This is a genomic window from Actinokineospora inagensis DSM 44258 (assembly GCF_000482865.1).
In the GTDB taxonomy this organism is placed as follows: Bacteria; Actinomycetota; Actinomycetes; order Mycobacteriales; family Pseudonocardiaceae; genus Actinokineospora; species Actinokineospora inagensis.
This window is the reverse complement of sequence record NZ_KI519520.1, coordinates 48743-68985: the sequence shown is the minus strand read 5'-3', so window position 1 is coordinate 68985 and position 20243 is coordinate 48743. Positions and strand designations below refer to the sequence as shown.

The window sequence follows — 20243 nt, the reverse complement described above, 5'->3', positions numbered from 1 at the left end:
CGTGGCCGAGTTCACCGATGCCGACGCGGCGTTGCTGCTCCGGCTGATCAACCTGCCCACGGCGGGCCCGATGGAGGGCGTCGAGCCCGCGCTGCTGTGGGAGTGCCAGTACCTCTACGCGGACGCGGCGACGGGGTTCACCGTCGTGCACCACGGTCCCGCTGATCCCTCGGTGCTGCGGCTGCCAGGTGTACCGGCGGCGGTACGCGCGGCGGCGGAGAACCCGTCTTTCCTCGCGGGGCAACCGAACCTCGTGTTGCGCATGGGACCGGCGGACGCGCCGACCGTCATGTTCAACGTCCACCTTGACACCGTCGCCGGGCATGAACCCGGGCACTACGACGGCGCCGTGGTAAGAGGTCGCGGCGCCGTCGACGCCAAGGGGCCCGCTGTGGCGTTGTTGGCGGGTATCCGTGACGCCGCGAAACGAGACCGCCGTATCGGCCGTGAGATCTCCGTTCTGGTGCAAGCGGTCTCCGGTGAGGAGGGCGGCGCGATGGGCACCTTCGGGACGCGCCCGCTCATCGAACTCGGCTACTACGGCGCCCTGAACGTCTTCTGCGAACCAACCGGTTTGCGCTACCTGCCACGAGCCACCGCGTCGGCTACCGCGCGAGTCAGGGTTACCGGCTCCGGCTCCATCGACGACCGCCCCGGCGACGGCCACAACGCGACCGTGTTGCTCGGTTACCTCGCCCAGCACCTGGCGGGTCAACTCGCCGGTGGCCAGGCGTGCATCGCCGGGCTGCACACCGGTACCCGGCACAACCGCGTGTACGGCAGTGGCGACCTCTTGGTGAACCTCGCCTACGCGGACGACGGCGAACAACTCACCGCGGCACTGGATCGTGCTGTCGCCGACGGTCTTACCCGCTTCGGTGAGACCTTCGCGTCGGTACCGGAACTGGCCCGCACGGCCGCGGACGCCGCACGGGTAACCACGGTCGACTGGCTCAAACGCGGCCTACCGGCACTGTCGGGCAAGCATCCTTGGCTGGACGCGGTGATGACCGGCGCCGGTATCCCCGCCTGGCCCGAGACCGAGCCCGCGTTCACGTGCGACGCGATCTGGATGTCCGGCGTCCCCGGTACCGCCACCGCGGTCCTCGGCCCGGGGGACCTCGCCGCCAACAACGCCCACGCCGACGGCGAGTTCGTCGCCGTCGGCGACCTCTCCGCGTTCGCCGACCAGGTGTCGCGGATCTTGCGCACCTTTCCACTCAATCCCCCGGCCCCACCCGATCCCCCGGCCACAACCAGAACGGCAGCACCATGACGGACCTCGACCAGGCCCTGCCCGTGACCACCGTGCGGGTCCCGCACGACGACCTGCTCCGCTTCACCTCGGCGGTGTTCAGCGCGCACGGCATCCCGCCCGAGCGGGCCAAGGCGGCCGCGACGGCGTTGTGCCACGGCGACATCGTCGGCATGACCTCGCACGGCCTCACCAACCTGAGCCGGATCTACCTGCCGCTGTTGGCATCGGGACGGGCTCGGGCGGACGCGGAGCCGCGCGTACTGTCCGACCGGGGCGCCGCCGTGCTGCTCGACGGTCAGGGCGCGCTGGGGCTGTGGCTGGCGGGCGAGGCGATGGACCTGGCCACCAAGCGGGCGGGGGAGTTCGGGATCGGGCTCGTGTCGGTGCGCGGCGGCACGCACTTCGGCTGCGCAGGCCCGCACGCGATGCGGGCGGTGGCGCACGGGATGATCGGCGTGGTCGCGGCCAATTGCGGGCACCAGCGGATCACGCGGCCGCCGGGTGGCCGGGTGCCGATGCTGGGCACGAACCCGCTCAGCGTCGCCGCGCCCGCCGGTCAGCACCCGCCGTTCCTGCTGGACATGAGCACGACCACGGTGCCGACCGGCAAGGTCAGGGCGGCGGCCCGCGCCGGGGTCGACGTCCCGGCGGGCTGGCTGGTCGACGACGCGGGCGAGCCGGTCACCGACCCGACCCGGTTCGACGACGGCACCGCGCACCTGACCTGGCTCGGCGACCAGCACAAGGGGTTCGGCCTCGGCCTGATGGTGGAGGTGCTGGCCGCGCTGGTGCCGGGTGCCGGGCTCGGCCCGTCCCAGGCGGCGCTGTCGGTCGACCGCGCGCCGGACGACGACATCGGCTACTTCGTGCTCGCCGTCGCCCCCGCCGCGCTGCGGCAGCCGGGCACCTACCAGCGGGAGGCGGGGTCGCTGTTCGGGGCGCTGCTGGCCTGCCCGCCGGTCCAGCCGGACGGGCAGGTGTCCTACCCGGGGGTACCGGAGGCCCGCCGGGCGGAGCGGTCCCGCCGTGAGGGGGTCCCGCTCAGCGGCGAGTTGTACGCGGAGCTGGTGGAGCTGGGTGACCGGTTGGGTGTCGCGCTGCCGGAGGTGGGCTGATGCGGATCGGCGTGATCGGGCTCGGCGTGATCTCCCGGTACTACCTGGCGGCGCTGGGCGAGGGCGGCCCGCTGCGGCTGGGCGCGGTGTGCGACGTGCGGCCGGAGGCGCTGGCCCCGTACCGGGACGAGGTGCCGTGCTGGCGCGACCACCGGGACATGATCGCCGCGGGCGGCCTGGACGGCGTGGTGGTGACCGTGCCCAACGACCAGCACGCCGGGGTGTGCCTCGACCTGTTGGACGCCGGGCTGCCGGTGTGCGTGGAGAAGCCGCTGGCCACCCGGCTGCGGGACGGGCTGGCGCTGGCCGAGCTGGCGGCGACCCGGGGCGCGGTGCTGTTCACCTCGTTCCACCGCCGGTACAACGCCCGGGTCGGCGCCCTGCTGGAGAGCCTGCCGCGCGGGGTGCCGATCGAGTCGGTGCGGGTGCGGTACCTGGAGCGGATCGAGGACCACGTCGGCGCCGACCGCTGGTACCTCGACCCGGCCCGCTGCGGCGGCGGCTGCGTCGCCGACAACGGTCCCAACGCGTTCGACCTGGTCCGGCTGCTGCTGGGCACCCTGCAGGTGGGCGGGGTGGACATCCGGCGGGACGCGCACGGCGTCGACCGGCGGGCCGTGGTGGAGCTGGCCGCCGAGAGCGGGGCGCGGGCGGTGGTCGAGCTGGACTGGGACCACCGCGGCGAGACCAAGGACCTGGAGGTCCGGCTGGCCGACGGGGCCGTGCACCGCGCGGACATGCTGGCCGGGTTCGCCGGGTTCAAGCAGTCGCTGTGGCACGAGTACGCCGGGGTGTTGCGCGCGTTCACCGTGGCCATCCACACCGGCGGGGTCGACCGCGATGGCCTCGCCGCCCTGGCGCTGGTCGACGCCGCCTACCGGGCCGAGCAGTGGTCGCGGCCCGCGCTGATCGGGGAGAAGTCGTGATCGAGGACGGCAGCAAGCGCACGGTGTCCGGGGTCCTGGTGAAGGTCCTGGTGCACAGCCGCGACGACCGGGGCATGCGCCTGGAGGACTTCGCCAGCCGGTGCGTGCGGCGGGGCGAGGTGCACGAGCTGGTCACCACCGACCACACCGTCGGCGACCCCAGCATCGACCGGGTCGGTTTCCTCGGGTTCGCCGAGATCCACCACGGCGGGGTGATCGACCGGGGCGACGAGGTCCGCATCGGCGACCAGGTCGTCGGCCGGGTCCTCGGCTTCGACTCGTGCCACTTCCCGAACCACTACAACATCCTGATCCGCGCGGAACAGCCGGTCACCGGCGCGCAGATCGCGCTGTCGCCGGAGTCCCCCGTCCAGTTCGTCCAGTCGTCGTGAGGGCCGTCGTCGCGGGCGGCAGCGTCGCGGGCCTGCTCGCCGCCCGGGTCCTGCGCGACTGGGTGGACGAGGTGGTGGTCGTCGAGCCGGACGCCCTGCCCGCGTCACCGGTCAACCGCCCGGGGGCCGCGCACGGCGACCAGTTCCACATGCTGCTCGGCCAGGCCCAGGACCTGCTGACCCACTGGTTCCCCGACCTGCAGGCCGCGCTGGCCCGCGACGGCGCCGTGGTCTGCGACCCGCTGTCCGACGGCCGGATGCTGGTCGACGGCCGGGATCGCCCGCCGGTCCCGGGTGATCGCCTGATGCCGATCCACCGCCCGCTGCTGGAGTGGCACATCCGCCGCGCCGTGCTGCCGTCCGTGCGGCTCGTGTCCGACCGGGTCGTCGGTTTCACCGGCACCACCGAGATCACCGGCGTCCGCCTGGCGTCCGGCGCGGAGATGGCGTGCGCGTTCGTCGTCGACGCGACCGGCCGCGGCAGCAGGCTCGGCTCCTGGCTGGCGGCCCTGGACCACCCCGGCCCGCCGCGCCGCCGCGTCAACCTCGACCTGGGTTACGCGACAGCCCTGTTCCACCGCGCACCCGGTCAACGCCTCGACGACCTCCTGTGTGTCCACTCGGTACGGTCGCCGTCCTCCCCGTCCCCCGGGGTCAGTTGCGTCGCCCCCCTCGGCCCGGACCGCTGGATCTGCACCGTTTCCGGCTACGGCCCGGACCGCCCCACCCGCGACCGCGCCGAGTTCACGTCCCGCTGCCACGCCGAACCCGCCCCCGCCTTCACCACCCTCGTGGACTCGTGCGCCCCCGCGGGTCCCGTCATCCCCTACCGCTTCCCGCACAGCCTCCGCCGCGACTTCCACCTGCTCCCCCGTTTCCCCCGCAACCTCCTCCCCGTCGGCGACGCCGTGGCCTCCTTCAACCCCATCTACGGCCAGGGCATCACCGCCGCCACCCTGCACGCCTCAGCCCTCTCCTCCTGGCTGACCACGGGCGACCCCATCACCACCTACCTCCGCCACCTCAAAGTCATCACCGACGCGGGCTGGACGACAAGCACCACCGAAGACCTCCGCCTCCCGCACGTCACCGCCCCCCGCCCCCGCACCTTCCCCCTCCAACGAGCCCTGTCCGCCGCCATCGACCACGCCGCCATGACCGACCCCGTCGTCGCCCGACGTTTCGTGGAGGTCATCAACATGCGAATCCGCCCCGCGGACATGCTCACCCCCACCATCCTCGGCCGCACCCTCCTGGCCTCATTCCGCCGCTGACCGGTAGACCCACCCCGTACCGGTCCCCTGGTACTCCGACCACCCAGTCCACTGTAGACGCGGCATCGCCCCGAGAGCCGGTGGGCGCTCGGGGCGATGGGGCGACTGGGTTTACTTGCCCAGCAGCGAGATGTCGTGCTTGCCCTGGTGGTAGTCGCGCACGGCGTCGACGAGTTCTTCCACGGACAGGGAGCCGTTGTGGTTGCTGTCGAGCTGGCTGAAGGCCTGCTCGGCCTGGCGCTCGTCCACGCCTGCGGCGCGCATCCAGCGCTTGAACTCGGCGGGGCTGACCTCGCCGTCGCCGTCGGTGTCGCAGATGTCGACGATGGCCTCGATGGTGGGGCGCAGGTTGCGGTCGAAGCCGGAGTCGCCGCCGTGGGCGATCTCGGAGTCGGTGATCTGGATGAACTGGTCCAGGGTGACCTGGCCGCCCGAGTTCACCCCGGCCTTGCTCGCGAGGGTGTCCCACATGCCGGTGTACGCGGAGAGCAGCGCCCGACCCTTGGGGGAGTTCTCCTGCTCGCCGAAGCCCTGCAGGATTCGGCGTGCCTCGGTCTCGTAGTCCGAGCGGTCGATCGACCCGTCCCCGTTGGTGTCCCAGAGTTCGAATCGGCGCTTCAACCGGCTGTCCTGGACGCTAGCGGTCACGACCTTGCTCCTTCGTGTGCTTGGCTGTGCGCGGAACCGAACGAAGTGGCCCGCAATGGGGACACTAGCAACGCATGCCCATGCCGGCCCGGTACGCGTATCACCTATTCGGATGTATTTCCATTAGCCCTACCGGATTCCCGGTAGTCAGGCGCGGGCGAGTTCGGCGTCCATCGCGGCGACAACGCCGTCCCAGAGCCGGATCCTGGCCCGCAGCACGCCGACGACGGTGGCCACGCACTCGGCCCACTTGACCTCGTCGGGTCCGCACAGGTCGGCCACGATCCGGGTGGCCAGGTCGGCGTCGACCTCAAGGTGGCGTTCCAAGTAGACGCGCAGCAGCGACAGCGGCCCGCCGGTCCCGCGCGGCGGCAGGACCCGGTCGAACATCAGCGGCAGCAGTTCGTCGCGCCCGAACGCGAACGCGGCCGCCTGGCAGTGCACCGGCGCGCGGCTCACCAGTTCCCACGTGGACCGCACGAAACCGGCCGCGGGCGCGGGAACCACGGCGTCGAGCAGCGCGTCCGGCACCGACGATCCCGCGCGCAGCAGGTCGAGGAACGCGTCGATGGCCATGGTGTCCGCGCCCGCCTCGGTCATCGCGTGCCGGTACAGCTCGTAGTGGCTGACGTAACCCTCGCCGAACTCGTCGCTCTCCTCGATGAGGACGATGTCGTTGACCAGCCTGCGGCAGATGGGCGCCCCGGTCGGCACCCACGGCACGCGCACGCAGGTGAGCTCGTTCTGCAGGATCTTCAGCAGGGACATGAAGTCCCACACGGCGAAGACGTGCTGCGACATGAACACCGCGACCTCGGCGCGGCCGCCGATCCGCCGGTAGATGGGGTGCGCGCCGACCTCGGCGAGCACGGGTTCGATGCCCGCCCGGACGCTCTCGACGCCGGGGTGGGACAGCGCCGGTAGTGACAGCGGCCAGTCGTAGCGGGTCATCTTCACCATGCCTCTCGCTCATGCGCCTGATCTAGCGGACGCTAGGGATACCGGCGGTCACGCGCCACTTATCAATGAGGTGAAAACCCGTACCCGACTCAGCGACTGCGGGTAACACCGGAAATGACCAGCATGGACCGTGCGCGCCCGATCACCGCCGATCACGTGGAAAGGAACTCCGTCATGCGGTTCGCCCGCCCGGTTCTCCTCGCGCTGTGCGCCACCGTCACCAGCCTCGCCGCCGCCCTGCCCGCGGCCGCGGCCGAGCCGCCCGCGGACACCACCGTCGACCAGGTCGTGGTGTTCCAGATGGAGTTCACCCCGGTCACCGTCTACAAGCACCCGACCGGCTGCCACACCCTGCCGCCGCTGTCACACGTGCTGATCAACCAGACGGACCGGGTGGTCACCATCTACTTCGACCCGCTGTGCGTGTTCCCGATCTTCCCGGTGCACAACCTGGTCCCCGGCGACGGCACCCACGTCAGCCCGGTCGGCAGTTTCAGCGTCTGAGCCCCCGCCCCGGAGGAAGGAACAAGCACCCGTGTCTGCTGACCTCGTGGTGGTCGGACTCGGCTATGTCGGACTGCCCCTGGCCAGACGGGCCTGCGGCGCGGGGCTGCGGGTGGTCGGCGTCGACACCGACCCCGCCGTGGTCGCCTGCCTGATGGCGGGCCGCTCGCACGTGCAGGACACCGGTTCGGACGCGCTCGCGGGCATGCTCGCGAGCGGGTTCACCGCCACCACTTCGTTCGCCGAGGTGTCCACAGCGGACACGGTGGTGATCTGCGTGCCCACCGGTCTCGTCGACGGCGAGCCGGACCTGCGCTCGGTGCTGGCCGCCGGGCGCGCGGTCGCCGAGCACCTGCGGCCGGGCAGCCTGGTGGTGCTGGAGTCCACCAGCTTCCCCGGTACCACCGAGGAAGTGCTGCTGCCGGTGCTGGAGTCCAGCGGGCTCGTCGCCGGGGCCGACTTCAACCTGGGCTACTCACCGGAGCGGATCGACCCCGGCAACGGCGAGTACGCCCTGGAGAACACGCCGAAGGTGGTCAGCGGCCTGACCCCGATGTGCGCCAAGCGGTGCGCCGCGTTCTACGAGGTGCTCGTCGATTCCGTCGTGGTCGCCGCCGGTCTGCGCGAGGCCGAGACGGCGAAGCTGCTGGAGAACAGCTACCGGCTGGTCAACATCGCGCTGGTCAACGAGCTCGCCGTGTTCTGCGACCGACTCGGCATCGACGTGTGGGATGTGCTGCGCTGCTCGGCCACCAAACCCTTCGGCTTCCAGCCGTTCTCCCCCGGCCCGGGTGTCGGCGGCCACTGCATCCCGGTCGACCCGCGCTACCTCGCCAACCGCGCCCGCGCCGAGGGCCTGCCCTGCTCCCTGGTCACCGCCGCGCAGGAGGTGAACGCGGGCATGCCCGGCTACGTCGTCCGCCGCGCCCGCGACCTGCTCACCCGCGACGGCCGCCGCGTGTACGGCTCCCGCGTCCTCCTCCTCGGCGTCACCTACAAGGCCGACGTCGCCGACCTCCGCCAGTCCCCCGCCATCGGCGTCGTCCGCCAACTCCGCGCCCTCGGCGCCACCGTCACCTACCACGACCCGTACGCCGCCAGGTTCGCGGTGGACGGGGTCGAGGTGCCCCATTCGTCTACAGTGGACAGTGCGGACCTGGTGATCCTGCTCCAGGCCCACCGCTGCTTCGACCTCCCCACCATCGCCGACACAGCCCACGCCATCCTCGACACCCGAGGCCGCATGGACGGCGACAACGTCGACCGCCTCTAACCCACCGTCCCCCGCAAAACGATCTCCGTACCGAGCAGCCCCCACATCAAGCCTAGGCGACCACCCCGACAAAACCGACCGACCGCGGCCAACCTGTGAACGCCCGCCAGTGATGTGGATAAGTGGCCCACAGCGCAACCGACATCGCGACAGCCCCGCGCCCATCCGGCAGCGATGTGCACCAACGACCCACACAACACCCGACATCGCGACAGACTTGTAGATATCCGCTGGCAATGTGGACAAGTGGCCCACACAACATGCGAGATCGCAGCAGACCTGTGGACGTCCAGCAGCGATGTGCACAGACGGCCCACAAGGCAGCCGAGGTCGTGGCAGACCTATGGATATCCGGCGACGACATGGACCGATGCCCCACACAACAGCCGAGACGCGGCAGACCTGTGGACCTCCAGCGGCGATGTGGACAAGTGGCCCACAGGACAATCGAGATCGCGGCAGGCCCGTGGATATCCGGCGGCCATGTGAACAGGTGACCCACAAGACAGCCGACATCGCGACAGACCCGCGGACATCCGACAGCGACGTGGATCGGTGACCCACAGAACAGCCGAGACGCGGTGGAGCCGCGGACATCCAACGGCGATGCGAACAGATGACCCACACGACAGCCGACATCGCGACGGACCCATGGATATCTGGCGGCAACGTGGACAAGTAGCCCGCAGAACAGCCGGGTCATGGCGAGCCTGTGGACATCCGACGGCGATGTGAACCGATCGCCCACAGGCCGGCCGAGGTCGCGCCTGCCGCGGATACTTGCCTGCCCGGCCGGCCTCCCGCCACAGCTTGCCCAGTTGTCCACAGGCAGCCAGCTACCGCGTCGGGATTGTCAGTCCCCCACGCTAGGTTGGAATTCGGGGGATCCATCGGACGAAGATCACCGGTGACCGCGCCGACGGGCGGCGCGGTCACCGGTGGGGAACGTGCGGTTCGGGGTGCGCGCCGAACCGTCCGAGATGGTTGTCCAGTGTGGACGATCAGACGCGTTGTTCGCCGAGTGCCCAGAGGTACTGGACGGCATACGCGCGCCACGGTCGCCACACGGCGGCGTGCGCCGTCAGCGCCGTCGGTGTGTGTGGCAGCCCGAGGGTTCGGGCGGCCGCGCGGACAGTCAGGTCGCCCGGGAGGAAGGCGTCCGGGTCGCCGAGGGCGCGCATGGCGATGGTTTCCACCGTCCACGGGCCGAACCCCGGCAGGGTACCGAGGCGGGCGCGGGCCCGTTCGCGGTCCGCCCCGACGCCCAGGTCGAGCGCTCCGGTGGCGAGGGTCGCGACGAGGGCGGTGAGGGTGTCGCGCCGGGCCCGGGGCAGGGCGACCCGGTCCGGGGAGATGTCGGAGAGGGACGCGGGGGTGGGGAACAGGTGGGTCAGGCCGCCGGTGGGGTCGTGGACGGGGTCACCGTGGTCCAGGACGAGGCGGGCCAGGTTGGCGCGGGCGGCGGCGATGGACACCTGTTGCCCGAGTACGGCCCGGATGGCGAGTTCGGCCCCGTCGACCGTGCGCGGCACCCGGCGGCCGGGGTCCCGGCGGACCAGGGGGGCCAGTACGGGGTCGGCGGCCAACTGGTCGTCGACGGCGATCGGGTCGGCGTCGAGGTCGAGCAGGCGGCGGCAGCGGCTTATCGCGCGGGCCAGGTCGCGCAGGTCGGTCAGCGCGAGTTGGCAGGCGATGTGGTCCGCGGTGGGCCGCAGGGTCGCGATGCCGGTGCCGTGCGGGAGCCGCAGGGTGCGCCGGTACGCGCCGTCGCGCCACTCCTCCACGCCGGGGATGGCGGTGCGGGCCAGGTGTCCGAACAGGTTGTCCGGACACAGTGGCTGGCGGAACGGCAGCCGCAGCGAGATCACCCCCGGGCTGGCGACCTGCCTGCCCGCGCGCAGCCGCAGCTCCGTCGGGGGTAACGCGAACACCTCGCGCACCGTGTCGTTGAACGTCCGGATGCTGCCGAACCCGGCGGCGGCGGCGACCTCGCTCATCGGCAGCGCGGTGGTCTCGATCAGCAGCCGGGCGGTCTGCGCGCGCTGGGCTCGGGCCAGCGCGAGCGGTCCGGCGCCGAACTCGGCGAGCAGTTGGCGCTCCACCTGCCGGACGCTGTAGCCGAGCCGGGCGGCCAGTCCGGGCACCCCGGCCCGGTCCACCACCCCGTCGGCGATCAGCCGCATGGCGCGGGCGGCCAGATCGGCCCGCTCGTTCCACTGCGGCGACCCGGGGCTGGCGTCCGGGCGGCAGCGTTTGCACGCCCGGTACCCGGCCTGTTGGGCGGCGGCGGCACTGGGGAAGAAGGTCATGTTCTCTGCTTTGGGCGGCATCCCTGGACAGCTTGGCCTGCAGTAGATCCGGGTGGTCCGTACGGCGGTGAAGAACCAGCCGTCGAAGCGCGCGTCCTTGGAGCGCACCGCGCGCACGCAGCGGTCGAAATCCTCATGCACCCGGACAGGATGATGGTCGGCCGTACAGCGTCATTGGCGGTAAAACGACTTGACAGTCCAGAAAGCAGCACCGTCGCTTTTCGGCCGGCCCGGAACTGTCGGTCCCCCGTGGTTCGCTGTGGGCATGACAACTTCCCAACAGGACCGAGCCGCCGCCTTCGCCGCCCTGCACACCGGGGGCGGGGTGCTGGCCCTCCCGAACGCGTGGGACGTGGCCAGCGCGGCGGTCTCGGTGGCGGCCGGGGCCAAGGCGGTCGCGACCACGAGCGCCGGTGTGGCCTGGGGTCTTGGTGCGCCGGACGGTGACAAGCTGGACCGCGCGCTCGCGCTGGAACTGATCGCGCGGGTGGTGTCCGCGGTGGACGTGCCGGTGACCGCGGACATCGAGTCGGGTTTCGGTGCCACGGCCGAGGGTGTCGCCGAGACGGTCCGCGGTGTGCTCGCCGCGGGCGCGGTGGGGGTGAACATCGAGGACAGCCACCCTGGCGGCCTGCGCGCCATCCCCGAGCAGGCAGAGCGGTTGGCGGCGGCGCGCGCCGCCGCCGAAGAGGCTGGAGTCGCGCTCTACCTGAACGCCCGGTTGGACACCTACCTGCGCCAGGTCGGCGCGGACGAGGGGGAACGCTTCACCGAGACGGTCGAACGGGCAACGGCGTACCTGGCCGCGGGCGCGTCCGGGATCTTCGTTCCGGGGCTGACCGACCTGGATGCGTTGGGCCGGTTGGTGCGCGAGATCCCGGCCCCGGTCAACGCGATGGTCCACCCGGGGGCGCCGTCGGTGGCGGAACTGGCGGCGGTCGGCGTGGCCAGGGCCAGCCTCGGATCCGCCATCCCGCAAGCCGCTTACGCACTCGTGCAACGTGCGACCCGGGAACTGCTGGAGCGGGGGACTTACGAGTCGGTCGCCGAGTCGCTGGGGTGGGGTGAGCTGAACGGACTGCTGACCCGCTGAGTGTCCGGTTGGGACGCCACGCCACCGACGCCGTCGAGGAGCCGGGCCAGGCCGTAGCGGTACAGGTCCGGCCCGGGTAGCGCGGCGCGGTCGCGGTCGTCCTCGGTGGCGATGCTCTGCAGGGCGTGCGTGACCAGGACGGTGTAGACCGGGCCGGCCTGGGGTCCGAACCCGGCGCGGGTGAGCACGTCCACCCCGCGGTCGACGATGTCGTGCATGGCGGGGACTCGCTCGCCGTGCACGGCCAGCCGCCGCGCGACGCCGGGGTAGCGGCGCAGCACCGGCCGCGCGTCGGTGAGGAACCGCTCGAACCAGGTCCGCCACGGCAGGCTGTCCGGTGGCAGTGGGAGTTCGCGCGCCACCCGGTCCAACACGGCCGCGACGACGGCCTCCCGGTCGCCGACGTGGTGGTAGATGACGGCCGGGTACGCCTGGACGGCCGCCGCGAGCTGCCGCAACGTCCACGTCTCCACCCCGTGCGACCGGGTCAGCGCCAACGCCTCGGCCACCACCCGCGCCGGGGTCACCGCGGCCTGCCGCCGCCCCCGCACCGATGCATACGTGGCCATACGTGCACAGTAATGCGTTCGCGGGTGCGCGTGACCAGGAACCAATCGGGGTACCTCAACCGTTGACGGGAGACACGGGAAGGAGCCCACCATGCCGAAGCTGAAGAAGCTCACCGCCCTGGCAGGCGCCGCCGCGGCCGCCACCCAGTACGTGCGCAAGCACCCGGACAAGGTGAACCGCATGGCCACCAAGGCGGGCGAGTTCGTCAACCAGAAAACCAAGGGCAAATACAGTCGCCACATCGACAACGCCCTCCGCAAGGTGCACACGGCCACCGCGCCGCACTAACTCCCCGCATCTTGCAATTCGCAATCCCATCCGGCGCCCGCCTTCCCTTGGCGGGCGCCGTTTGCCTTTCCGCCCCGATTGCGCGGCCACCTCTCCCCACGACCACATTCACCCCACGCTTGCGGCCCACCCCCGCGTGAGCCCCCTCCGGCCCCCTCGATCAAGACCTGATCCCGCCGATCCACCGCTCACGCCCACGCGACCCGGACCACCGCCAACCGAGCTCCTCCTTGCCGACCGCAATTCATCCACAACCCAGCGGCCCATCCACAGCCCACCAACCCCCCTACCCCCGCGCCGCTACCCCCGATAGACTGGACCAGGGACGCCCCCCGGGAGGGTGGGGGCCGCCCGGAGGGTGCGTCGTCTCGCCCCACGGCACAACCACAATCCAGTCACATCGTCCGCCGAGCCTGTCCCACGCTTGCTGCGGCTCAAAGGCGCTTCTACCTCGACGAACCCGCAGATCGACAAAGGGCGCCGCCGAACAGGGCGGGCATACTCGGAGACTTCACGGCCTCGCGGCACGGGCAACTCCACGGCCCAGCCATGCCGCCCACGGAGCTCGCCCACCCCGCACCCACCGGCCGCAAACCATCCACAACCCACCGGCTTGTCCACAGCCCGCCAGCGTCCCTACCTCCGCGCTGCCACCCCCGGTAGACTGGACCCGGGACGCCCCCCGGGAGGGTGGGGGCCGCCCGGAGGGTGCCTGGTCTTGGTCCCACGCGCAACCGAGCGGCGCCGTTTGTCGAGCCTGTCCACACCACACCACCGCAACCATCCACATCTGAGTGGCTTGTCCACAGCCCGCCAGCGTCCCCACCTCGGCGCCGCCACCCCCGGTAGACTGGACCAGGGACGCCCCCCGGGAGGGTGGGGCCGCCCGGAGGGTGGTGGGGAGGCGGCGGCGAGGCAAGGGGAAGGGGGTCAGGATTCGGTGATGTGGCCGTTGGTGAGGGTGAGGGCGCGGGTGGTGGTGACGGCGTCGAGCATGTGGCGGTCGTGGGTGACCAGGAGGAGGGTGCCGGGGTAGGTGGCGAGGGCGGATTCCAGTTGTTCGATGGCGGGCAGGTCGAGGTGGTTGGTGGGCTCGTCCAGGACCAGCAGGTTGACGCCGCGGGCTTGGAGGAGGGCTAGGGCGGCTCGGGTTCGTTCGCCGGGGGAGAGGGTGGCGGCGGGGCGGAGGACGTGATCGGCGCGGAGGCCGAATTTGGCCAGGAGGGTTCTGACGTCGGCGGTGGGCCAGGTGGGGAGTTGGCGGGAGAAGGCGTCGAACAGTTCTTCCGCGCCCAAGAAGAGGGCGCGGGCTTGGTCGACTTCGCCGACGACGACGCCGGGGCCGAGGTAGCTGGTGCCGGAGGTCAGGGGGGTGCGGCCGAGCAGGGCGGCGAGCAGGGTGGACTTGCCCGCGCCGTTGGCGCCGGTGATGGCGACCCTGTCGGCCCAGCCGATTTCCAGGGTGACCGGGCCGAGGGTGAACGGGCCGCGGCGGACCACGGCCTCGGTGAGGGCGGCGACGACGGCGCCGGTGCGGGGGGCGGTGGCGATCTCCATCCGCAGTTCCCACTCCTTGCGCGGCTCGTCGACCACGTCCAGCCGTTCGATGAGGCGTTCGGTTTGGCGGGCTTTGGCGGCCTGCTTCTCCGTTGACTCGGCGCGGGTTTTGCGGGCGATCTTGTCGTTGTCGGTGGCTTTGCGGCGGGCGTTGCGGACGCCCTTCTCCATCCAGTTGCGCTGGGTGCGGGCGCGTTGCTCCAGGGACGACCTGGTGTCCGCGTACTCCTCGTAGGCCTCGCGGGCGTGGCGGCGGGCGAGTTCGCGTTCCTCGAGGTACGCCGTGTAGCCGCCGCCGTATTCGTGGATCTGCTGTTGGTGCAGGTCGAGTTCCAGGACGCTGGTCACCGCGCGGGTCAGGAACTCGCGGTCGTGGCTGACGACGACGGTGCCCGCGCGCAGGCCGGACACGAAGTCCTCCAGCCGGGCCAGGCCGTCGAGGTCGAGGTCGTTGGTGGGCTCGTCGAGCAGGAACACGTCGTACCGGCTCAGCAGCAGCGACGCGAGACCGGCCCGCGCGGCCTGGCCGCCGGACAGCGACACCATCTCCTGGTCGAGCCGCACCCCCAGGCCGAGATCGGCGACGGCGGCGACGGCGCGGTCGTCGAAGTCAGCGCCGCCCAGGGCGAGCCAGCGTTCCAGCGCGACGGTGTAGTCGTCGCCGTCCGCGCCGGACGCGAGGGCCTCGGCGGCGGTGTCCATCGCGGTCTGCGCGTCGGCGACCCCGGTGCGGCGGGCCAGGAACGCGAGCACGGTCTCCCCGGGGCGCCGGTCCGGTTCCTGCGGCAGGTACCCGACGGTGGCGGCGGGCGGGTTCAGCCGGACGGCGCCCTCCTCCGCCGGGAGCAGACCGGCCAGGGTGCGCAGCAGCGTCGACTTGCCCGCGCCGTTCACCCCGACCAGCCCGATGACGTCACCGGGGGCGACCACCAGGTCCAGGCCGGTGAACAGCGCCCGGTCGCCGTGCCCGGCGGCCAGCCCCTTGGCGACGAGGGTGGCGCTCACGACAACTCGGCCCGCAGGTTCGCCGCGACCTGGGCGACGGCCTGGCGGGCCGCGTCGAACCGGGCCAACCTGCGGAAGAAGCCGTGGATCATGCCCTGGTAGCGGACGGCGACGGTCGGCACACCGGCCTCGGCCAGCCGCATCGCGTACGCCTCCCCGGGGCCGCACAGCACGTCGTGCTCGGCGGTGATCACCAGCGCGGGCGGCAGCCCGGTCAGGTCCGCCTTGCCCGGCGCCAGGTCCGGTTGGTCGCGGTCGACCCCGGCCGGGGCGTAGGCGTCCCAGCAGAACTCCAGACCCTGCGGCCGCAGCCCCGGACTCTCCACATCGGACAGTTCGGCGTCGTGGTCGGTGACCGGGCAGACCAGCACCTGGCAGGCGAACGGCTTGCCCCGGTCGCGCCAGTGCCTGGCGGCCACGGTGGCGATGTGCGCGCCCGCCGAGTCACCGGCGATGGCGACCCGGCCGGTGTCCAGCCCGTACCGCTCCCCCTCCCGGTGCAGCCAGGCGACGGCCGTGTCGACGTCGTCGTGCGCTGCGGGGAACGCGTGCTCGGGCGCCAGCCGGTAGTCGACGGCGATGACGGCGGCACCGGAGAGCGCGGCGAGGTAGCGGCACAGCGGGTCGTGCGTCTCCAGGTTGCCCATCGCCCAGCCGCCGCCGTGCAGGTAGAACACCACCGGTAACGGGTTCGCGGGACTGGGCAGGTACAGCCGGATCGGCACACCGTCGGCGTCGCCGTCGGACACGGCGGTCAGCGGGGTGCCCGGTCCGGCCTCGGCGAGGGTCGAGGCTTCCAGGCCGATCCGCGCCGCGGTCAGCGTCTCCGTGGTCAGCGGCGGCGGGACGCCACCGGCCTGGGCCACCGCGCGCACCTGCGGGTGCAGCGACACGACACACCTCCGCCTGGTCGGTCGGTCACCACCCCGGCGGTGGGACCGCGTCAATGATGTCCGACCACGTGACCCACTCGGGGACTGGCCTGTCGTCCGGGTCGAGCGGCCGGACCGGCAGCCGGTTGAGGCCGAGGTGCGGGTGCCGTTCCGGTGGGCCCGCGACCACGCCGATGCCGATGAACCGGGGGTGGCCGTCGGCGAAGTCGACCATGTCGAAAGTGATGATCCAGCCGGGCGGCGGCCACCGCGTGTGTGTCTCGCCCACCGCGCGCTCCTGGTTTTCGGTATCGCTACAAAACCCGCATCGCGGCTCACTCTAATGTCGTAACGAAACCCGACTTCCGAGGGGCATATCGTCGCCTACGGTTGGTAACCGAATTGCCGCTCAATGGGTGAACGATTCACTCAACCGACTTTCGTAGGGTGTCCGACCTGCGCCGGAGCGCTCTAGCGTCAGCCGAACCACCCGGCCGACCCCGTCGACCAGCGGTCACCGATTCGGGGGACGACCGAGTGGGCCACCCGGGGGGACACCAGGCTCCCCGGCCACCCTGCGAGCAAGGAAGAAGGACCATCCCCATGCGCAGCAGCTCCACCCGGAGAAGAATCGCCGTCTCGTTAGCCGCCATCGGCATCGCCGCGGGTACGGCCGTCGCGCTCACGCCGAGCGCCACCGCCGCCCCGGAGGCGCTCGTCCCCGCCCTCCAGCGCGATCTCGGCCTCACCGCCGACCAGGTCCGGCAGCGGTTGGCGGCGGAGACCTCGGCGAACGCCCTGCTCGGCACCGCGCGGACCGCGGCGGGCGAGGCGTTCGGCGGCTCGTGGCTCGACCGGGGCGCCCTCGTGGTCGGCGTGACCGACGCCGCCAAGTCGGCCGCGGTCAGCGCCACCGGCGCCCGCCCGGCCGTGGTCGCGCACACCGCGTCCGCGCTCGACGCCGCGAAGGCCGCCATCGACGAGCAGTCCCGCTCCGGCGCACCCAAGGCGGTCACCAGTTGGTACGTCGACCAGCGGAGCAACACCGTCGTCCTAGAGGTCCGGCGCGGGGCGGGCGGCGCGGACGTGGAGTCTTTTGTGGATAAAGCAAGGGCGGCAGGCCCGGTCCGGGTGGACGAGACAACCACCGCGCCGCGCACCTTCGCGGGCCAGGTCGTCGGCGGCGACGCCTACTACATCGACAACGCCGCCCGCTGCTCGGTGGGTTTCTCGGTGCAGGGCGGGTTCGTCAGCGCGGGCCACTGTGGACAACCGGGGTCCAGCGTGGCCGGGGCCGACCGCAGCGCGATGGGCACCTTCCAGGGCTCGACCTTCCCCGGCAACGACTACTCGTGGGTCGAGACCAACTCGTCGTGGGAGCCCTCGCCGCTGGTCAACGGCTACGGCAACGGCGATGTGACGGTCGGCGGTTCGCAGGAGGCCGGGGTCGGCCAGAGCGTGTGCCGCTCCGGCTCCACCTCGGGCTGGCACTGCGGCACGATCGAGTCCAAGAACGCCACGGTGAACTACCAGGAGGGCACCGTCTACGGGCTCACCGAGACCAACGCCTGCGCCGAGCCGGGTGACTCGGGCGGCTCGTGGGTCAGCGGCGACCAGGCCCAGGGTGTGACCTCCGGCGGCTCGGGCGACTGCAGTTCCGGTGGCACCACGTACTTCCAGCCGGTCAACCCGATCCTGTCGGCCTACGGCCTGCAGTTGGTCACCGGCTGACCGACCCCGGCGTGCGGGGCCCTGCCCGGGGTGCGTCGGGCAGGGCCCCGCCGTCAGGCGGTGATCTCGGCCATCCCGGTCAGCAGTCGGTCCACATCGGACTCGTCGGTGTACGGCGCGATCCCGGCGCGGACCGCCCCGGTGTCCTGGATGCCCAGGCTGCGCGCGGCCTCGATCGCGTAGAACGACCCGGCGGAGGCGTTGACCCCGGCCAGTGCCAGCCGCTCGTACACCACTCCGGGCGGGATACCGTCCACAGTGAACAGAGCGGTCGGCGTGCGGTCGCGCGCCGGGTCGCCGTAGACGTGGACCCGGGGCAGGGCACGCAGCCCCGTGTCCAACCGGTCACGCAGGACGGTCTCGTGCTCGTGCAGCGCGGTGATCGACCGGACCAGCCGTTCCCGCCGGGTCCCCTCCCCCGGCACGAGACCCGCCAGGAACCCGACCGCCGCCGTGCTGCCCGCCAGGACCTCGTACGGCAGGGTGCCGAACTCGAACCGCTCGGGCACCGCGTTCATCGACGGTTCCAGCTTGGTCGGCCGCAGGGTCTCCAGCAGGGCCGGGTCGGCGGCGAGCGCGCCCAGGTGCGGGCCGAGGAACTTGTACTGCGAGCAGACGAAGAAGTCGGCGCCGAGCGCGCGCACGTTCACCACGGCGTGCGGGGTCAGGTGAACCCCGTCGACGTAGGCGAGCGCGCCCACCTCGTGCGCGGCGGCGGTGATGGCGGCGATGTCCGGTTTTGTCCCGAGCAGGTTCGACGCGCCGGTGACCGCGACCAGCCGGGTCCGCGGCGACAGCACGTCGGTGACGGCGGACACGGGAAGTACCGCCGTCTCCCGGTCGAACTCGGCCCACCGCACGGTCGCGCCCGCCGCCTCGGCCGCCTGCACCCAGGGCCGGACGTTGCCGTCGTGGTCCAACCGGGTGACGACGACCTCGTCGCCCGGTCCCCAGTCCCCGGCCAGCGTGCGGGCGAAGTCGTAGGTCAACTGGGTCATGCTGCGCCCGAGCACGATCCCGCCCGGGTCCGCGCCGAGCAGGTCGCCCAACGCCAGCCGGGCCTCGGCGACGACGGCGTCCGCCCGTCGCTCGGCCGCCGTCACCCGCCCCCGGTTGGACGTGGCGGCCACCATCGCCGCCGCCACCGCCTCCGCCACGTCGACCGGGACCTGGGATCCGCCGGGCCCGTCGAAGTGCGCCGCTCCCTCGGCCAGGGCGGGGAACCTGCCCCGCACCGCCGCCACGTCATAAGTCACCCCCCTGACACTAGGGCGACACAACCCGTCTCGCGGAGCGGACAATCGGCCGGACTTTTTGACGCGCCCGGCCGTCGGTGCCACTTTGGCTGGTGTCACCCGTTGGCGGGACCACCCGGACCTCCGGCGAGCCCGCCGCACCAACCCGACACACCGCCAGTCACACCGCACCAAGGAGCCCCGTCAGTGACCACTGTCGATCAGATCCCCGCGCAGCAGATCCCCGGCTACGTCACCGGGACCTGGGACATCGACCCCATCCACTCGGACGTGTCGTTCGTGGTGCGCCACCTGGGCCTGACCCGGTACCGGCGCAGCTTCGAGCGGTTCTCCGGCGAGATCGTGACGGCGGCGAACCCGCTGGAGTCGACCTTCACCGCGGAGATCGACACGACCTCGTTCGACACCGGCCTCGAGTCGTTCAACCGGCACCTGCTCGGCCCGGACTTCTTCGACGCGGAGAACCACCCGACCGCCGTCTTGCGCTCGACCGGCATCCGCCCCAACGGCGCGGACTTCCTGCTCGACGCCGACCTGACGCTGCTCGGCGTCACCAAGCCGGTCACCCTGGAGCCGGAGCTGCTCGGCTTCGGCGTCGGCATCGACGGCTCGACGAAAGCGGCGTTCTCGGCGAACACGACGATCAGCCGCGCCGAGTTCGGGCTGACCTACCAGTCGACCCTCGCGAACGGCAACTTCGTGATCGGCGACGCGGTACGCGTACTGGTGGAAATCGAGGCCAAGCTGCGCTCCGAAGGCTGACCCCGGCGTAAAGTGGCCCGCATGGGGACGGGTCGGGAGGCCAACATCAGGGTCGGCACGTCCGAGCGCGAGCAGGCGCTCGCCGCGCTGGCCGAGCACCTCTCCGGCGGCCGGTTGGACATCGCCGAGTACGAGCAGCGGGTCGCCATGGCCACGGCGGCCCGCACCCGCGCCGACCTGCGGGAGCTGTTCGACGACCTGCCCGACCCGCACCCCGACTTCGAGCCGACCCGGCCGAACAACCACGTCGTGGCACCGGTGCGGGAGCGGGACGACGACAACTCGCTCTGGGAGAAGCCGACGGCGCGGCGCAACAACCGCGGGCTGTTCGTCTTCCTCGGCGTGGCGGCGGTGTCCACGGTCGCCGTGGTGGCCATCACGGCGACCTGGTGGGCGCTGGCGCCGCTGGCCGTCGTCGCACTGGTGCTGATCATGACCTCGTGACGCCGC

The 20243-nt window shown here is 71.9% G+C and carries 20 protein-coding genes; 12 read left to right on the top strand and 8 right to left on the bottom strand.

Translation table 11 applies throughout. The features are described from left to right. Position 1: 1 nt before the first annotated feature. From H504_RS38015 to H504_RS43780, 5 genes are read left to right on the top strand one after another with little or no spacing between them, the layout of a single operon-like run. Entirely contained in the window at positions 2-1276 is a 1275-nt protein-coding gene (locus H504_RS38015) for a M20/M25/M40 family metallo-hydrolase (protein WP_051386468.1), read from the top strand. Continuing rightward, positions 1273-2373, top strand: coding sequence for an Ldh family oxidoreductase (locus H504_RS0131495; protein ID WP_026426051.1), 1101 nt, complete (start codon positions 1273-1275; stop codon positions 2371-2373). The genes H504_RS38015 and H504_RS0131495 overlap by 4 nt, the downstream gene beginning before the upstream one ends. After that, on the top strand, positions 2373-3299 hold the full coding sequence (locus tag H504_RS0131490; protein ID WP_026426050.1) for a Gfo/Idh/MocA family protein: 927 nt from the start codon (positions 2373-2375) through the stop codon (positions 3297-3299). The genes H504_RS0131495 and H504_RS0131490 overlap by 1 nt, the downstream gene beginning before the upstream one ends. Next, complete coding sequence (locus tag H504_RS0131485) at positions 3296-3691, top strand: DUF6917 domain-containing protein (protein ID WP_026426049.1); 396 nt, start codon at positions 3296-3298, stop codon at positions 3689-3691. The genes H504_RS0131490 and H504_RS0131485 overlap by 4 nt, the downstream gene beginning before the upstream one ends. Beyond that, the gene (locus H504_RS43780) at positions 3688-4965 is read left to right on the top strand and encodes an FAD-dependent monooxygenase family protein (RefSeq protein ID WP_051386467.1); all 1278 of its coding nucleotides are present in this window, start codon (positions 3688-3690) and stop codon (positions 4963-4965) included. Before H504_RS0131485 ends, H504_RS43780 begins: the two co-directional genes overlap by 4 nt. 111 nt (positions 4966-5076) lie before the next feature. On the opposite strand, the gene H504_RS0131475 is transcribed toward H504_RS43780, so the two are convergent. After that, positions 5077-5613 carry an EF-hand domain-containing protein gene (locus H504_RS0131475; protein WP_026426048.1) on the bottom strand — a complete coding sequence of 179 codons (537 nt, stop codon included), beginning with the start codon at positions 5611-5613 and terminating at the stop codon, positions 5077-5079. Between the two features lie 147 nt (positions 5614-5760). Continuing rightward, a complete protein-coding gene (locus tag H504_RS0131470) occupies positions 5761-6573 on the bottom strand; it encodes a DUF3050 domain-containing protein (RefSeq protein ID WP_245614531.1) in 813 nt (270 codons plus the stop codon). Between the two features lie 174 nt (positions 6574-6747). On the opposite strand from H504_RS0131470, the gene H504_RS0131465 reads away from it, so the two are divergent. Both H504_RS0131465 and H504_RS0131460 read left to right on the top strand, forming a co-directional pair. Further along, positions 6748-7077 carry a hypothetical protein gene (locus H504_RS0131465; RefSeq protein WP_245614530.1) on the top strand — a complete coding sequence of 110 codons (330 nt, stop codon included), beginning with the start codon at positions 6748-6750 and terminating at the stop codon, positions 7075-7077. Between the two features lie 31 nt (positions 7078-7108). Then, the gene (locus H504_RS0131460) at positions 7109-8350 is read left to right on the top strand and encodes a nucleotide sugar dehydrogenase (RefSeq protein ID WP_026426045.1); all 1242 of its coding nucleotides are present in this window, start codon (positions 7109-7111) and stop codon (positions 8348-8350) included. Positions 8351-9351: 1001 nt separating this feature from the next. Here the strand turns inward: H504_RS0131460 and H504_RS0131455 are convergent. After that, a complete protein-coding gene (locus tag H504_RS0131455; RefSeq protein ID WP_026426044.1) occupies positions 9352-10800 on the bottom strand; it encodes an AlkA N-terminal domain-containing protein in 1449 nt (482 codons plus the stop codon). Positions 10801-10924: 124 nt separating this feature from the next. Between H504_RS0131455 and H504_RS0131450 the strand changes: the two genes are divergently transcribed. Then, entirely contained in the window at positions 10925-11752 is an 828-nt protein-coding gene (locus H504_RS0131450) for an isocitrate lyase/PEP mutase family protein (RefSeq protein ID WP_026426043.1), read from the top strand. Here H504_RS0131450 and H504_RS38005 read toward each other — a convergent pair. Then, positions 11692-12321 (bottom strand): TetR/AcrR family transcriptional regulator, encoded by a 630-nt coding sequence (locus tag H504_RS38005; protein ID WP_084468476.1) that lies wholly within the window; start codon positions 12319-12321, stop codon positions 11692-11694. The two genes, H504_RS0131450 and H504_RS38005, sit on opposite strands and share 61 nt — an antisense overlap. 91 nt (positions 12322-12412) lie before the next feature. Between H504_RS38005 and H504_RS0131440 the strand changes: the two genes are divergently transcribed. Then, positions 12413-12610, top strand: a complete 198-nt coding sequence (locus tag H504_RS0131440; protein WP_026426042.1) for an antitoxin — start codon at positions 12413-12415, stop codon at positions 12608-12610. 930 nt (positions 12611-13540) lie between these two features. Here the strand turns inward: H504_RS0131440 and H504_RS0131435 are convergent. The 3 genes from H504_RS0131435 to H504_RS42225 are packed head-to-tail and all read right to left on the bottom strand — an operon-like array spanning position 13541 to position 16333. Beyond that, the gene (locus H504_RS0131435; protein ID WP_026426041.1) at positions 13541-15172 is read right to left on the bottom strand and encodes an ABC-F family ATP-binding cassette domain-containing protein; all 1632 of its coding nucleotides are present in this window, start codon (positions 15170-15172) and stop codon (positions 13541-13543) included. Further along, the gene (locus H504_RS0131430; protein ID WP_026426040.1) at positions 15169-16065 is read right to left on the bottom strand and encodes an alpha/beta hydrolase; all 897 of its coding nucleotides are present in this window, start codon (positions 16063-16065) and stop codon (positions 15169-15171) included. Before H504_RS0131430 ends, H504_RS0131435 begins: the two co-directional genes overlap by 4 nt. A gap of 25 nt (positions 16066-16090) precedes the next feature. Continuing rightward, entirely contained in the window at positions 16091-16333 is a 243-nt protein-coding gene (locus H504_RS42225; RefSeq protein ID WP_026426039.1) for a hypothetical protein, read from the bottom strand. A 314-nt stretch (positions 16334-16647) separates the two neighbouring features. Between H504_RS42225 and H504_RS0131420 the strand changes: the two genes are divergently transcribed. Then, positions 16648-17775 carry a S1 family peptidase gene (locus H504_RS0131420; protein ID WP_026426038.1) on the top strand — a complete coding sequence of 376 codons (1128 nt, stop codon included), beginning with the start codon at positions 16648-16650 and terminating at the stop codon, positions 17773-17775. A gap of 53 nt (positions 17776-17828) precedes the next feature. On the opposite strand, the gene H504_RS0131415 is transcribed toward H504_RS0131420, so the two are convergent. Next, positions 17829-19031: a cysteine desulfurase-like protein gene (locus H504_RS0131415; RefSeq protein WP_026426037.1), complete on the bottom strand. Its 1203-nt coding sequence runs from the start codon at positions 19029-19031 to the stop codon at positions 17829-17831. A 186-nt stretch (positions 19032-19217) separates the two neighbouring features. Between H504_RS0131415 and H504_RS0131410 the strand changes: the two genes are divergently transcribed. Together H504_RS0131410 and H504_RS39210 are read left to right on the top strand one after the other, a co-directional pair. Further along, on the top strand, positions 19218-19793 hold the full coding sequence (locus tag H504_RS0131410) for a YceI family protein (protein ID WP_245614529.1): 576 nt from the start codon (positions 19218-19220) through the stop codon (positions 19791-19793). A 21-nt stretch (positions 19794-19814) separates the two neighbouring features. Beyond that, the gene (locus tag H504_RS39210; protein ID WP_051386464.1) at positions 19815-20237 is read left to right on the top strand and encodes a DUF1707 SHOCT-like domain-containing protein; all 423 of its coding nucleotides are present in this window, start codon (positions 19815-19817) and stop codon (positions 20235-20237) included. Positions 20238-20243 lie beyond the last annotated feature (6 nt).

What these genes read in the sequence shown, in the direction of transcription:
- H504_RS0131495 (WP_026426051.1), top strand. Translation starts at nt 1,273, where the DNA reads ATGACGGACCTCGACCAGGCCCTGCCCGTGACCACCGTGCGGGTCCCG.
- H504_RS0131490 (WP_026426050.1), top strand. Translation starts at nt 2,373, where the DNA reads ATGCGGATCGGCGTGATCGGGCTCGGCGTGATCTCCCGGTACTACCTG.
- H504_RS0131470 (WP_245614531.1), bottom strand. Translation starts at nt 6,573, where the DNA reads ATGGTGAAGATGACCCGCTACGACTGGCCGCTGTCACTACCGGCGCTG.
- H504_RS0131465 (WP_245614530.1), top strand. Translation starts at nt 6,748, where the DNA reads ATGCGGTTCGCCCGCCCGGTTCTCCTCGCGCTGTGCGCCACCGTCACC.
- H504_RS0131450 (WP_026426043.1), top strand. Translation starts at nt 10,925, where the DNA reads ATGACAACTTCCCAACAGGACCGAGCCGCCGCCTTCGCCGCCCTGCAC.
- H504_RS38005 (WP_084468476.1), bottom strand. Translation starts at nt 12,321, where the DNA reads ATGGCCACGTATGCATCGGTGCGGGGGCGGCGGCAGGCCGCGGTGACC.
- H504_RS0131440 (WP_026426042.1), top strand. Translation starts at nt 12,413, where the DNA reads ATGCCGAAGCTGAAGAAGCTCACCGCCCTGGCAGGCGCCGCCGCGGCC.
- H504_RS0131420 (WP_026426038.1), top strand. Translation starts at nt 16,648, where the DNA reads ATGCGCAGCAGCTCCACCCGGAGAAGAATCGCCGTCTCGTTAGCCGCC.
- H504_RS39210 (WP_051386464.1), top strand. Translation starts at nt 19,815, where the DNA reads ATGGGGACGGGTCGGGAGGCCAACATCAGGGTCGGCACGTCCGAGCGC.